Annotated in this window: 13 protein-coding genes and 1 tRNA gene; 9 read left to right on the top strand and 5 right to left on the bottom strand. The window is 49.3% G+C overall.

What is annotated here, in order from left to right:
* The first annotated feature begins 49 nt into the window (after positions 1-49).
* Both AACQ84_RS03175 and AACQ84_RS03170 read left to right on the top strand, forming a co-directional pair.
* Complete coding sequence (locus AACQ84_RS03175) at positions 50-490, top strand: DUF29 domain-containing protein (protein ID WP_012306256.1); 441 nt, start codon at positions 50-52, stop codon at positions 488-490.
* 49 nt (positions 491-539) lie between these two features.
* Positions 540-2459: an ABC-F family ATP-binding cassette domain-containing protein gene (locus AACQ84_RS03170; protein WP_012306255.1), complete on the top strand. Its 1920-nt coding sequence runs from the start codon at positions 540-542 to the stop codon at positions 2457-2459.
* 74 nt (positions 2460-2533) lie between these two features.
* On the opposite strand, the gene AACQ84_RS03165 is transcribed toward AACQ84_RS03170, so the two are convergent.
* Positions 2534-2620, bottom strand: a tRNA-Ser gene (locus AACQ84_RS03165).
* Positions 2621-2691: 71 nt separating this feature from the next.
* On the opposite strand from AACQ84_RS03165, the gene AACQ84_RS03160 reads away from it, so the two are divergent.
* The 7 genes from AACQ84_RS03160 to AACQ84_RS03130 all read left to right on the top strand — a co-directional run bounded on the left by AACQ84_RS03160 (position 2692) and on the right by AACQ84_RS03130 (position 10024).
* Positions 2692-3060, top strand: coding sequence for a 2Fe-2S iron-sulfur cluster-binding protein (locus AACQ84_RS03160; RefSeq protein ID WP_012306254.1), 369 nt, complete (start codon positions 2692-2694; stop codon positions 3058-3060).
* Positions 3061-3152: 92 nt separating this feature from the next.
* The gene (locus tag AACQ84_RS03155) at positions 3153-3995 is read left to right on the top strand and encodes an inositol monophosphatase family protein (RefSeq protein ID WP_012306253.1); all 843 of its coding nucleotides are present in this window, start codon (positions 3153-3155) and stop codon (positions 3993-3995) included.
* 71 nt (positions 3996-4066) lie between these two features.
* Positions 4067-4996, top strand: coding sequence for a J domain-containing protein (locus AACQ84_RS03150; RefSeq protein ID WP_012306252.1), 930 nt, complete (start codon positions 4067-4069; stop codon positions 4994-4996).
* 34 nt (positions 4997-5030) lie between these two features.
* Entirely contained in the window at positions 5031-6245 is a 1215-nt protein-coding gene (locus tag AACQ84_RS03145) for an ATP phosphoribosyltransferase regulatory subunit (protein ID WP_012306251.1), read from the top strand.
* A 47-nt stretch (positions 6246-6292) separates the two neighbouring features.
* Positions 6293-6925, top strand: a complete 633-nt coding sequence (gene hisG, locus AACQ84_RS03140) for an ATP phosphoribosyltransferase (RefSeq protein WP_012306250.1) — start codon at positions 6293-6295, stop codon at positions 6923-6925.
* A 136-nt stretch (positions 6926-7061) separates the two neighbouring features.
* Entirely contained in the window at positions 7062-8381 is a 1320-nt protein-coding gene (gene rimO / locus AACQ84_RS03135) for a 30S ribosomal protein S12 methylthiotransferase RimO (RefSeq protein WP_012306249.1), read from the top strand.
* A 179-nt stretch (positions 8382-8560) separates the two neighbouring features.
* The gene (locus AACQ84_RS03130) at positions 8561-10024 is read left to right on the top strand and encodes a DEAD/DEAH box helicase (protein ID WP_012306248.1); all 1464 of its coding nucleotides are present in this window, start codon (positions 8561-8563) and stop codon (positions 10022-10024) included.
* A gap of 157 nt (positions 10025-10181) precedes the next feature.
* Here the strand turns inward: AACQ84_RS03130 and AACQ84_RS03125 are convergent, their stop codons facing one another.
* From AACQ84_RS03125 to AACQ84_RS03110, 4 genes are all read right to left on the bottom strand, one after another.
* Positions 10182-10568, bottom strand: coding sequence for a RidA family protein (locus tag AACQ84_RS03125; protein WP_012306247.1), 387 nt, complete (start codon positions 10566-10568; stop codon positions 10182-10184).
* 39 nt (positions 10569-10607) lie between these two features.
* Complete coding sequence (locus AACQ84_RS03120) at positions 10608-11042, bottom strand: NUDIX domain-containing protein (RefSeq protein WP_012306246.1); 435 nt, start codon at positions 11040-11042, stop codon at positions 10608-10610.
* Positions 11043-11113: 71 nt separating this feature from the next.
* Positions 11114-12760: a DUF3685 domain-containing protein gene (locus AACQ84_RS03115; RefSeq protein ID WP_049761554.1), complete on the bottom strand. Its 1647-nt coding sequence runs from the start codon at positions 12758-12760 to the stop codon at positions 11114-11116.
* A gap of 161 nt (positions 12761-12921) precedes the next feature.
* Positions 12922-13149 (bottom strand): DNA-directed RNA polymerase subunit omega, encoded by a 228-nt coding sequence (locus AACQ84_RS03110; protein WP_012306244.1) that lies wholly within the window; start codon positions 13147-13149, stop codon positions 12922-12924.
* Positions 13150-13200 lie beyond the last annotated feature (51 nt).

Here is a 13200-nt window from a genome sequence, read left to right as displayed (position 1 = left end):
GGGGTTTACCACGGTAAACCCTTTTTCGCTTCATTGCGAGGGCTAAATTATGACCCAGGCAAAATCAAAAATCCTCTATGATCAAGACTTTTATCAATGGATTGAACAAACCATCTCTAACTTAAAATCAGGCGACTTAGAAGCCCTTGATCGAGACAATTTAATCGAGGAAATAGAGGCTTTGGGTAAACAGGAAAAACGCGAATTAGAAAGCCGTTTAATTACTTTATTTGAGCATGCCCTCAAACGGAAATATGTCCCTTTAGAAGAATGCCATCGCGGTTGGGACGTGACAATTCGACGCACCCAAAAAGAAATATTGAAAATCCTTAGGGACTCTCCCAGCTTAAAAAATTATCTTCAAGAAATTTTCTTGGATTGCTACCAAGAAGCCCTTGAAAATATGCAAATTGAATATGATGTAGAATTCCCTCAGAATTATCCTTTTCCAATAGAGTTCAATCAATTATTAACACAATCCTTAAGCTAATCTAATCAAGTATCCAAACAGTAATTTTAATTCTCTCCCTTCACAATTCATGAGTATCATTACCCTCCAATCCATTAAAAAAGATTTCGGCATTAAAGAAATTCTCAGAGAGGCGAGCTTAAGCATCGATGATGGTGAAAAAGTCGGCTTGATTGGGGTAAATGGGGGTGGCAAATCAACCCTTTTAAAAATGATTGCGGGGATTGAACCCATTGATGGAGGACAGCGGCTCGTTCGTTCTGGGGCAAGGATTATTTATCTACCACAACAACCAGAAATTGATCCAGAAAATACTGTTTTAGATCAGATTTTTGCCAATTGCAGTGAACAAATGAAATGGGTTAAAGCCTACGAAGATTTATCCCATAAAATGGCAAAAACTTCTGGCGATGAGCTAAATAGTTTAATGGGCAAATTATCCAGTATTACCGAAAAAATGGATGCCCTGAATGCTTGGGAAGTGGAAACCAATGCCAAGATTATTTTGAGTAAATTAGGTATTGATGATTTTGAGACAAAAGTAGGGGATTTATCCGGTGGTTACCGCAAACGCATTGCCCTTGCTTCAGCATTATTATCAGAACCTGATTTGCTCCTAATGGATGAACCAACGAACCACCTAGATGCCGATTCAGTGGAATGGTTAGAGGGCTATTTAACTCAATTTTCAGGGGCATTACTATTAATCACCCACGACCGTTATTTCCTTGACAAAGTCACCAACCACATCGTCGAAATTGATCGCGGTGATCTGTATACCTATGCCGGAAATTATTCCTATTACCTAGAGAAAAAAGCCCTGGCAGAAGAGGCAGCGGTTAGCAGCCAACAGAAACATAAAGGGGTATTGCGACGGGAATTAGAATGGCTCAAACGGGGGCCGAAGGCGAGGAGTACCAAACAAAAAGCGCGCATTGATCGGATTGCCGATATGCAAAATACAACCTTCAAAGAAGCTCAAGGAAAAGTTGAGATCGATACGCCCGGTCGCCGTATTGGCAAAAAAGTTATCGTCGTCGAAAATCTCTGTAAAAGTTTTGATGATAAAACGATCATTAAAGATTTTAGTTATGAATTTAATCCCGGCGATCGCCTCGGTATTATCGGCGGCAATGGGGCGGGTAAATCGACCTTTTTAAATCTGATTACAGGACGACTCGAACCCGATAGCGGCACAGTAGAAATCGGCAGTACGATTCATATTGGTTATTTTGACCAACATTCCGATGATTTACTTGATGAAGCGACACAAAATCAACGGGTGATTGATTACATCAAAGATGTTGCCACCTATGTACAAACGGCGGATGGCACACAAATTACAGCGTCACAAATGTTGGAACGATTCTTGTTTCCGCCCGATCAACAATATGCGCCGATTCATAAACTTTCTGGGGGTGAAAAACGGCGTTTATTTCTGCTAAAAGTGCTGATGGGTGCGCCGAATTTACTCATTCTTGACGAACCTACGAATGATCTCGATGTACAAACCCTTTCTATTTTGGAAGATTATCTCGAAGACTTTAATGGCTGTGTGATTATCGTTGCCCACGACCGTTATTTTCTCGACCGGACAGTGAACATGATTTTCGCCCTCGAAGGCAATGGACTGCTGAGACAATACCCCGGTAATTATTCCCTTTATTTAGACTATAAACAGGCAGAAGCCGTCCAAAACCCACCAGAAAATCCTCCCCAAAAAGAGGCGATCGCCAAACCACAAACACCCAGCAAGCCGAAAGCCGTTCCATCCCGTCGCCTGTCAAACTACCAACGGCGCGAACTAGCACGTCTCGAAAATGAGATCATTCCTGAGCTAGAAATTCAGCGGGAAGCATTACAGATGGAACTCAGTAACCAAGTGGACTATGAGCAATTGCAGACCCTTTCCTTAAAATTAGAAGCCCTAAATCAAGACATCGAAGCGAAAACAGAACGGTGGTTAGAACTGGCAGAAATGGAGCATTAACCATTATCTTTCAAGCCACAAAAAAGCCCTAGACAACACATCTAAGGCTTTCGTAAATAGGTTCTAAATTAGAACGGAGAGAGAGGGATTCGAACCCTCGTTAGAGTTACCCCTAAACAGCATTTCCAGTGCTGCGCCTTCAACCGCTCGGCCATCTCTCCAGATGGGGCACGGTTAATGATTATACAATAACTAAAGGAAAAGGCAAATTTTTATTTTTTCTGCTGTAACCATGGCTAAAACTCACAAAATCACGATTAATTACCGGCAAATTAACGAAACCCAGACTTTTACCGTCCCTGAGGACGAATTCATCTTGCGGAGCATCGAAAAACAAGGGTTTCAGATTCCCTTCTCCTGTCGCAACGGGGCCTGCACGACTTGCGCTGTGCGGGTTTTGTCGGGGGATCTCGAACAAAAATATGCCATGGGACTTTCCCCGGATCTCCAACGCCAGGGTTACGCCCTGATGTGTGTGAGCCATGCCAAAAGTGATTTGGTGGTAGAAACCCAGGATGAGGACGAAGTGTATGAACTCCAGTTTGGGCGCAACTTCGGTAAGGGTAAGATTCGCTTTGGTCTACCCCTTGATGAAGACTAACGGCACCTAGACCCCCCACTATCAATTCCGATCCTGGGGCGATCGCCACTTTCTTGGATTCAAACTCTGCCCATCTCCTTTTAAATATCTCTATGGCCCTTCCCTCCCTACCCGAACGCCAAACTTACCTCGACATTGCCACAGAAGCCGCCCTCAGTGCTGGCGCAATTCTCAGAAAATATTACGGTAACCTCCAACAAATTCGAGAAAAAGCCACCCCAGGCGACCTGATCACAGAAGCGGATACCACCTCCGAAGCCGCCATTATCGAGCTGCTCCAAAGACATCTACCGGATGTGCCGATCCATGCCGAAGAAGCAGGCCAGTTAGCCACAAATCAGCCCAGTCCCTACCTCTGGATGATCGATCCCCTCGATGGCACGGTGAACTACGCCCATGGCTATCCGATGTTTTCGGTTTCCATTGCTCTGTTATATGCTGATGAACCGTTAGTCGGCGTTGTTTACAATCCCTACCGCGATGAACTCTTCCGCGCCGCCCAAGGATTAGGGGCCACCCTAAATCGCCAACCGATCCAAGTTTCAAAAACAGATCAGCTACAAAATAGTCTCCTGACCACTGGCTTTGCCTATGATCGCCGGCAAACGAAGGATAATAATTACCGTGAATTTTGTTACCTCACCCACCAAACCCAGGGGGTCAGACGGGGCGGATCGGCGGCCCTTGATCTCGCGGATGTGGCCTGTGGTCGCCTAGACGGTTACTGGGAGCGGGGCATCCAACCCTGGGATATGGCGGCGGGCATCTGCATTTTGCGCGAAGCAGGCGGCCTCGTCACCAGCTACGATCAAACCCCCCTCGATATGAGCAGTGGTCGGCTCTTGGCGACGAATGGCAAAATTCATACCCCGTTGAGTGTCGCCCTCCAAGAGGCCCAAGGATGGTTTCAGAGTTATTACGCTGCGGATTCATAAAAACCATCATTAAACGGTTGTACCTTTTTTAGAATCAGTCATAATTAGGTCAATGGGACCCCCACAAACATATGTCGCTTGCCATTAACCAAGGATTATTTGCTCGAAAAATTGCCGACCATTTTGCGGTGCTCGGCTTGCCCATTGATGCGAATCCAAAAGTCGTGCGCAAAGCCTATTTACAAATTGCCCAACGGCTCCACCCGGATACCTGTACCCTAACCCAGGCTCTGGATAAACGCTTGGCCAGTGAATTTTTGTCAAAGCTCGTGAATCCGGCCTATGAAAAACTGTCTAAACCGGCTTCCTGGTCGGAATACCAAGTGATTCTGGTGCAATTGAGTCAGCAATTGAGTAATGAGACAGATAACCTTGTCCTCACCACGACGGAAGCCCAGGAACTCCTCGATACCCCAGGGAATATTTCGGCGCTCTACCGGGAGAAGGTGGCCGCTTTGGCCCAGGCAAATTACCAAACGATGGCTACAGTCCCCCAGGCGATCGCCACCTTAAGCGAACTGAACCTCGTCTATCTCCAATACCTCGGCAAGGTTAAAAAAGTCGAGACAAAAGAAACCATGCCCCAATATCCTGGGGAAACCATGGCGACATCAGGCGCTACCGTCAGCCCGCCGCCGAAAAATACCAGCACATCTTCCCTAGACGCAGCCCTCTGGCGGGGGGAAGAACACCTAAAAAAGAAAAACTATGCCAAGGCCGTACTGGAATTCCGAGATGCCCTCCAGCTCGATCCCAACTGCATTAAGGCCCACGCCCTCATGGGACTGTCCTATCTCAGCCAAAACCAACTGGCAATGGCCAAGGTGCATATCAAAAAAGCTTACCTCTCCAAACCAACAGATCCCCTCGTGCGCCAAGCCAAACAAGCCCTCGAAAAAGTGATGGGCAGCGCCCTAGAGACCCAACCAGGGGCCAAGAAAGGGAGCGCCGATAAACAAGGGGGTTTATTTGGCGGTTTGTTTGGCGGGAAAAAGAAGTAGAATAGGCGACGGCAAAGCTCAACATACGGATTTCATGATTCATCAACCCCCCGCAGGTGCCAGGGATTTATTACCCCTCGAAGTTGCTCAAAAGGCCTGGATTAATGACAATCTCCAACGGGTTTTTCAACAGTGGGGCTACCAGCGGATCGTCACCTCTACTTTGGAATGGTTGGAGACGCTCACGGCTGGCGGGGCGGTGGATCGCACAAAGGTCATTCAACTACAAACGGCAGAAAGTCAAGCTTTGGGTTTGCGTCCAGAGTTAACGGCCTCGATCGCCAGGGCGGCTGTCACCAGAATGGCCGAAAATACCTTTCCCCAACGGCTTTGTTACCGGGCCAATGTGTTTCGTCATCCCCCCCGGGGCAGCCACGGCAAACAAATGGAGTTTTACCAAGCGGGGGTAGAGTTACTCTTTGCGGCAGGAATTGTGGCGGATGCAGAAATTTTATTGCTTCTAGCAGATTCCCTCGATGCCCTGGGTTTAGAAGATTGGCAGTTAATTTTAGGAGAGGCGGCCCTGGGGCGATCGCTCTTGGATCCGTTTCCTGAACCAGTAAGGGAAACAGTTCGTCATTGTGTGGCCAATTTAGACCGGGTTGGGTTGCAGGAATTGCCCCTGGATGAGGATCTCAAGGCCTATGCCCTGGACATTTTTGATCTGCGTGGCGAGCCGGAAACCATATTGGCGCGGGTGAGTCAGTTTGATCTGGGGCCAGAGGCGCAGGAAATCGTCGCGAATCTTAAGGCTCTCTTTGCGTTATTGGCTGGGAGTACCCAGAAGCAACTGCCAATTATCTTGGATTTAACCCTAATTCAGACCTTTGATTACTACACGGGCATTGTGTTTGAGGTGGTTAATTTTGCCAATCATCAGTCTTATATCTTGGGTCAAGGTGGCCGCTATGATCAGCTGCTGGGTCTGTATCATCCCCAACGGGAAAATCACCCCGGTATTGGCTTTTGCTTGAATATTGAAGAACTACACACCTGTCTGTTGACAAGTCCCCAATTGCCCAAACAACTCGCTGGTAGTGCTTGGCTGGTGATTGCAACGGAACCCAATGCCCAGCAGCAGGTATTTCACTATGCCCAAACCCTGCGTCAAGGGGATGAAATGGTGCGCGTCGAAGTGGAACTGGGAGGGCGATCGCCTGCCGAAATTTATGCCTATGCCCGCAGCAGCCACATTACCCACCTCGCCTGGATTGACCCCAGTGGCGAACCCAAACTCGAAACCCTCTAACTTAAATTCTGTTTCCTTAAGATTTTTGAATCACTGCTAACGAAAAAATGCTTACCATTGCCATTCCCAAAGGTGGCCTCCTCCCAGAGGCGATCGCCCTCCTCCAACAAGTCGGGTTAGACTTTAGCGCCTTCCTCGATAAAAAAAATCGCCAACTGCAAATCACCGATCCCACTGGCACCGCCCGGGCGATGCTCGTGCGCACCCATGACGTTCCCGTCTATGTCGAATATGGCCAGGCCCAACTAGGGTTTGCGGGTTACGATGTCCTCCGGGAGAAAAAACCCGATGTCGCGAATCTGTTAGACTTAGGATTCGGTGGTTGTCGCCTCTCCGTTGCCGTCCCCAAGGCCAGCCCCTACAAAAATCCCCGGCAACTCCCCCCCAACTGCCGTGTAGCCTCCAAATTTGTTAATTGCGCCAAAGACTACTTCCGCGATCTCGATCTCCCCATCGAAGTCATCCCCCTCCACGGCTCCGTCGAACTTGGCCCCATTACTGGCATGTCCGAGGCGATCGTTGACCTTGTTTCCACTGGGAATACCCTCAGGGAAAATAACCTCGAAGAAGTTGAAGTGCTCTTCCATAGCACCGTTCGCCTCATTGCCCACCCCACCAGCTACCGTGCCAACCGTCACAACATGCTCGATTGGGTGCAAAAATTGGAGCAAATCCTCTAAATTTTTGGACAAATGGTAACAAGGTTTGCTGACAAATTCCTAAAAAATATTTCAGCATCGCCCCAAGATCCGTTACAATGCATTAAGAAATCGTTCCTAGATCTTGACCTGAACTCCGTTCTTTACTAGAAACTGCATGACCACAAAACCGACAATCGCCATTTCCCATCTTGGTTGTGAAAAAAACCGCATCGATTCCGAACATATGATTGGGCTATTGGTAAATGCTGGTTATGAGGTCGATGCAAACGAAGAACTGGCCGATTACGTCATCGTCAACACCTGTAGCTTCATCGAAGATGCCCGCGCCGAATCTGTGCGTACCCTAGTGGAATTGGCAGAGGCAAACAAGAAAATCGTCATTTCCGGTTGCATGGCGCAACATTTCCAAGAGCAGCTTTTAGAAGAATTGCCTGAAGCCGTCGCCCTCGTAGGCACTGGGGATTATCACAAAATTGTTGACGTGATTCAACGCACCGAACAGGGTGAGATTGTAAAGGAAGTTTCCCAAGAAATCACCTATATCGCTGACGAAACTGTGCCCCGCTACCGCACCACCAACGAAGCGGTGGCTTATCTCCGGGTGGCGGAAGGCTGTGATTACCGCTGTGCCTTTTGCATCATCCCTCACCTCAGAGGGGATCAGCGATCGCGCCCCATTGAGTCCATCGTGGCCGAAGCCAAACAATTGGCTGAGCAAGGCGTCCAGGAAATTATTTTAATTTCCCAGATCACCACCAACTACGGCAAAGATATTTACGGCAAACCCAAATTGGCAGAACTTCTCAGAGCCTTGGGGGGTGTCGATGTACCTTGGATCCGCATCCACTACGCCTATCCGACGGGGTTAACCCCTGAGGTGATCGCGGCGATGCGTGATACCCCCAACGTTATTCCCTATCTGGATCTCCCGCTACAACATTCCCATCCAGATATTCTTCGGGCGATGAATCGTCCTTGGCAAGGTCGCGTCAATGATCGCATCATTGAAGATCTTAAAAAGGCACTCCCCGATGCAATTTTGCGCACCACCTTTATCGTGGGTTTCCCCGGCGAGACGGAAGAACACTTCCAGCACCTCGTGGATTTTGTGAAACGTCACGAATTTGATCATGTGGGTGTGTTTACTTTCTCCGCTGAGGAAGGAACCCCTGCCATTGATTTACCGAACCAACTACCGCAATCTGTCAAAGATAGCCGTCGGGATGCTCTGATGGAAATTCAACAGCCGATTGCTGCCCGCCGCAATGAACTTTGTGTCGGACAAACGGTGGATGTGCTGATCGAACAGGAAAACCCAGCGACTGGTGAATTAATCGGGCGATCGCCCCGGTTTGCCCCAGACGTTGACGGACTGGTATATGTCACCGGAGAAGCCTCCCTCGGCAGTATTGTCCCTGTTCAAATTACCGCTGCGGATATTTATGACCTCTACGGCACCATCGTTGAAGCATAACTAGACCGTTCAGCCACACCCCCGGCATTGTCCAGACTGCCAAGAAGCATCCAATCGGTTTTATTTCAAAGAACCCAGTTTGGGAAAAGGGTTGGGGGAGGGATTGTACTCAAAAAAAGTCATTCCCAATTTTTGTCAAACCTTAGCAAAAACCCATCCATAAACCTTACAACTTTTTTATGACCACTTCTTTTCAAACCATCGGCTTATCCGACGCTCGCGTTGACCTGTTAGAAAATATCGGCTTCGAAAAGCCCACCGAGATTCAAAGTAAAGCGATCCCCGCAATCCTCGAAGGCCGGGACGTGGTGGGACTATCCCAAACAGGTACAGGTAAAACCGCCGCCTACTCCCTGCCTTTCCTTGAAAAAATTGACCTGGAACAAAAGACCGTCCAGGGTTTGATTCTGACCCCCACCCGTGAACTGGCGGTGCAGGTGACCCAGTCCCTCAAGGAATTCGCCGTGGATCGTCGTCTCTGGGTGCTCACCGTCTGCGGTGGTCAATCCATGGAACGGCAAATTCGCAGCCTGCAAAAGGGCGTCCACATTGTTGTGGGTACGCCGGGCCGGGTCATCGATCTCCTCGAACGGGGTAAGTTGTCCTTTGAAGAACTCCGTTGGGCAGTGCTTGACGAAGCCGATGAAATGCTCAGTATGGGCTTCATTGATGATGTGAAAAAGATTTTGCGTCAGTCCCCCAAAACTCGCCAAACGGTTTGTTTCTCGGCGACCATGCCCCCCGCAATCCGGGATCTGGTGGAAAATTTCCTCAATGACCCGATCAACATCACGATCAAACAGCCCCAGGTCACGCCTGACCGCATTGCCCAAGAAGTCTATATGATTCCGCGCGGTTGGTCAAAAACCAAAGCCCTCCTGCCCATCTTGGAAATGGCAAACCCAGAGTCGGCGATTATCTTCGTGCGCACGAAACGTACAGCTTCGGAGTTGACCAATGAGTTGGTTGAAGCGGGCCAAAGTGCCGATGAGTACCATGGCGACCTCAACCAAAACCAACGGGAAAAACTGGTACGTCGCTTTAAGGATGGCAAGATCAAGATGATTGTCGCCACGGATATTGCGGCGCGGGGTCTGGACGTGGAAAACCTCAGCCACGTGATTAACTTTGATTTACCAGATAATACGGAAAGTTACATTCACCGCATCGGTCGGACGGGTCGGGCTGGTAAAACGGGAACGGCGATCGCCCTCGTCGAACCCAGCGATCGCCGGTTGTTACGTCAAATTGAACGGCGCGTCAAACAGTCCCTCAAGGTTTCGACTATTCCGAGCCGCACTGAAGTAGAAGCCCAACGAGTGACCCGCCTGGAAACCCAAGTACGGGAAGCCTTGGCCGGGGAACGGATGGCCTCCTTCTTGCCGATTGTGAAGCGTTTGGGTGATGAGTATGATCCCCAGGCGATCGCCGCGGCGGTATTGCAAATGATGTACGACAATAATTCCCCCGAATGGCTCAACGAAGATTGGGAAGTACCGGAAGTCAACACCAAGACAGGTCTCCCCAAGCCGACGAAAAAAGGTGGCCGCAGCGGACGTCGTTCTAACTACAAAGGGAGTGGCGGTGGCTACAAAGGCGATCGCTCCCGGGGACGCCGTTCCTACAGTTCCAACCATTCCTAAAAATGTGATATCGCTGACTCCCCAGGTGAGCCAACTCACTAAATCTAGGGGAATGCGACAAGCATCATAGAAATACAAAAAGAGCCTCCATTTCCGATGAGAAGTGGAGGTTTTTCTTTGGGTAAGGCTTTAAAAAAATGCAGCTTTAGTTGTGTGTTTAAAGCACGGCAATACATTCAATTTCGACGAGGACATCCTTTGGCAGACGCGCTACTTCTACGCAAGCGCGGGCGGGGGCAGTGGCTTCATCAAAGTAGGTGGCATACACAGCATTAACCGCCGCAAAATCATTCATATCCTTGAGAAAAACGCCCGTTTTCACAACATTTTCCCAGGTGGCGCCAGCTTCTTTTAACACCGCCGCTAAATTTGCCATGACTTGTTTCGTTTGGGCTTGGACATCCCCCTCAATAATTTGGCCCGTGGCGGGATCAAGGGCAATTTGGCCAGAACAAAATAACATCTTGCCTGAAGCGGCGATCGCCTGGTTATAGGGGCCAACGGGGGCGGGGGCATGATTAGTTTGAATAACTTGTTTTTCCATCACTAAATTCTTAAAACCGTTAAAAAATTGCAGATCACGTTAAGCACCCAAACGGGGACGCATCCCGTGGTGGCGGTAAGACCAATAATCCTGCAAAATGCGCCCATGATCAAAACATAAATTTTGCGGAACTTCCCACGGCTGAAAAATGCCGACCGTTTTCGCATCATCTGCCGCTTTGGGGTCTCCCATTGCCGTCGCGATAAAGACCACACTAATGGTGTGTTGGCGCGGATCACGGGCAGGGTCGGAGTACACACCCAATTGCTCAACCAATTGCACCTCTAGGGAGATCTCCTCTAAAGCTTCCCGTTTGGCAGCTGTCTCTACTGTTTCGCCATAATCCACAAAGCCCCCTGGAATTGCCCAACCAAAGGGTTCATGTTTGCGTTCAATCAAAATAATTGGTCGATGGGGGCGATCGCAGAGTTCAACAATGATATCGACGGTGGGAGCGGGATTACGGTAAGCCATGGCAGAGAAAGGCAATTGCAACCAGGATCATAGCAGTTTCTCTGAAGCCAGTTTGCAGACTTATTGTCTTTTTAGGAATTTTTTCGGGCCATGTTCGCTAGCTCAATTTGGCGCGCCCGGAGATGTTGCCAACTGCTGCCAGCTCCTTCGACGATGCCCCTAGCGATTAACCCAAGGGCCCGGCCAATCACATTGGTCAGCACATAAACTAAAATTTCACCGAGCCAGGCCACGAGGGCGCGAATCCGGGGGGCAAGGGCATCCCTCAGTTCCAGGAGAATCGTCACCAGCCAGGGAATCCCCTCAAGGTTGGCGAGTTCTGCGGATCGGGGTTGGTAAACGGCCGTTTGCACGATGCCGACTGGACTAACGCTCAAAAATTGATGTTGACTTTCAAAAATGGCCTTCGGTTCTAACCAATATTTGCGCAGGCGATAGGCCCACGATAGATCATTGCGAAAACGGGCAATGTTTCGGGAAGAGCGCAGTTTTGGCTGGTAAATTTCTGCCTTGAGTAATTCTGGTTCCGGTAAGGTATTCAAGATAAATTGCAGGATATCGTTACCGACGGTGATCAACAAATTTTCTAAAATGAGTTGGCTGCGTCGTAGGGCTTCCCTGGCCTCAAGGCGATAGGTGACATTATCAATCTTGAGGGGCTGGTCTTGCAGGAGATAGGCGAATAAGTCGTCGCTTTGGGGTAGTCTTTGGTTTAGGTCTGGGGCATTGGCGATCGCCACCCGATTGAGCAACTCCAAAAAGCCCTCGGCCTGATTGTCAGCGGTGAGGTGGTAGCGGCCAATAAATTCCTGGGCACTAAATTTCCAGAGGTTGCGAATGCTGCGTTGATGTTGGGCTTGGAAGGCTTCGGGATCTAAATTTTTCCACTGGGGATCATTAAAAATAAAATTGAGTTGTTGCAGAATGATGTAGAGCAGTTCCCGTCGTTTTTCTGGGGTGACAATCTCTAGTTCTAGGCTACTGCCAGTGGCATTTTTCAGGGAGCCATTGAGCTTCACAAAGGTCTTTTCGAGGAGAATTTGCCAGCGGCTATTGGTCGTCGTGATCTCTACGGGTGAGGCAATGGCGATCGCCCCGGCGGGAGGCGTTTGGGGCTGGGCGGGAGGAACTGTATTGAGGAAAATGGCACTTTGGGGCAGACAATGGCGCAGGAGCCAGGCTGCTGTTTTGAGTTCCCGTTGTTGTCCAGCGAAAACTGCACGGTACAGGGGCGGGAGATTCTCTTGGGCGAGGTAGGTTTCGACGCGATCTAGGGCTGTGTAAATCTGGTTAAGGCCCCGGCGACGCATTCCAGCGAACAAATTTTGGTTAATGCCCTGGGGACGTTGGGACCAAACTTTACCACCAGCGGCGATGGTACTCAGCTCCGGGACGAGATCGGCGATCGCCAATCCTTTCGGGAAATAACCTGCCAGTCCATCCCGTTTTGCCTGTAAAATCCGCTCTGAATCCAATTGTGCCGTGCAAAGAACCAGGGGCGTTGTGGGGTAAAGGCGTTGTAGTTCGCGGTATCGACGCCAATGACGATCCCCCTGCCAGGCGGGATCACAGAGAATTAGATCCAAATCCTTGCGGGGGGATGCTGCCAAAATGGTGCTGAAATTTTCTGCGGCGATCGCCCAATCCGTTTCCTGGGCCAAAGCGGTACAAAAGCCTAGACGAAAAATGGGATCATCATCTACCAACAGCAGTTTCATGGGAAGCTTAGGAATGTTTTTCACTGAGTTGCCAACGATCCCAGTGTACTGGTTGACGCCTGCAATACATCGCTCCCCACAAACTTCTTGCGGATTTTCTGGTTAAAGGCTACCCGTTAACCCCTTAGGAACGGTAAACCTAAACAAGAATATGGTTTGAACTATTCGCCAATAATTTCAGGCTGGGTCAGTTCATCGGACATCTCGATAATGGCGCGGATCGGCGGCTTCATTAACGGGTCTTCAACGGCATCAAATTCTTCGTAACGGCGGCGCTTAGCCCGCTGAGCCACCTGCACGGTAATGCGGTAACGATTGGATGCGGCCTGCATTAGATCTTCAGCCCGGTGCATAATTTCTGCAGAATCGAAGGAGCTACGTTTTTGCATACGAGGTGGTAATAAATCTGTGGGTTGGGTATTCAGGCTTTCCATTATAAC

The organism is Picosynechococcus sp. PCC 7002 (genome assembly GCF_963860125.1).
In the GTDB taxonomy this organism is placed as follows: domain Bacteria; phylum Cyanobacteriota; class Cyanobacteriia; order Cyanobacteriales; family MRBY01; genus MRBY01.
Note: the sequence above shows the minus strand (reverse complement) of the source record. Positions and strands in the feature narration are given on the sequence as shown.

Bases quoted from the DNA above. Each gene is read 5' to 3' on its own strand.
- AACQ84_RS03175 (WP_012306256.1), top strand. From the start codon at position 50: ATGACCCAGGCAAAATCAAAAATCCTCTATGATCAAGACTTTTATCAA.
- AACQ84_RS03170 (WP_012306255.1), top strand. From the start codon at position 540: ATGAGTATCATTACCCTCCAATCCATTAAAAAAGATTTCGGCATTAAA.
- AACQ84_RS03160 (WP_012306254.1), top strand. From the start codon at position 2,692: ATGGCTAAAACTCACAAAATCACGATTAATTACCGGCAAATTAACGAA.
- AACQ84_RS03155 (WP_012306253.1), top strand. From the start codon at position 3,153: ATGGCCCTTCCCTCCCTACCCGAACGCCAAACTTACCTCGACATTGCC.
- AACQ84_RS03150 (WP_012306252.1), top strand. From the start codon at position 4,067: ATGTCGCTTGCCATTAACCAAGGATTATTTGCTCGAAAAATTGCCGAC.
- AACQ84_RS03145 (WP_012306251.1), top strand. From the start codon at position 5,031: ATGATTCATCAACCCCCCGCAGGTGCCAGGGATTTATTACCCCTCGAA.
- hisG (WP_012306250.1), top strand. From the start codon at position 6,293: ATGCTTACCATTGCCATTCCCAAAGGTGGCCTCCTCCCAGAGGCGATC.
- rimO (WP_012306249.1), top strand. From the start codon at position 7,062: ATGACCACAAAACCGACAATCGCCATTTCCCATCTTGGTTGTGAAAAA.
- AACQ84_RS03130 (WP_012306248.1), top strand. From the start codon at position 8,561: ATGACCACTTCTTTTCAAACCATCGGCTTATCCGACGCTCGCGTTGAC.
- AACQ84_RS03125 (WP_012306247.1), bottom strand. From the start codon at position 10,568: ATGGAAAAACAAGTTATTCAAACTAATCATGCCCCCGCCCCCGTTGGC.
- AACQ84_RS03120 (WP_012306246.1), bottom strand. From the start codon at position 11,042: ATGGCTTACCGTAATCCCGCTCCCACCGTCGATATCATTGTTGAACTC.
- AACQ84_RS03115 (WP_049761554.1), bottom strand. From the start codon at position 12,760: ATGAAACTGCTGTTGGTAGATGATGATCCCATTTTTCGTCTAGGCTTT.
- AACQ84_RS03110 (WP_012306244.1), bottom strand. From the start codon at position 13,149: ATGCAAAAACGTAGCTCCTTCGATTCTGCAGAAATTATGCACCGGGCT.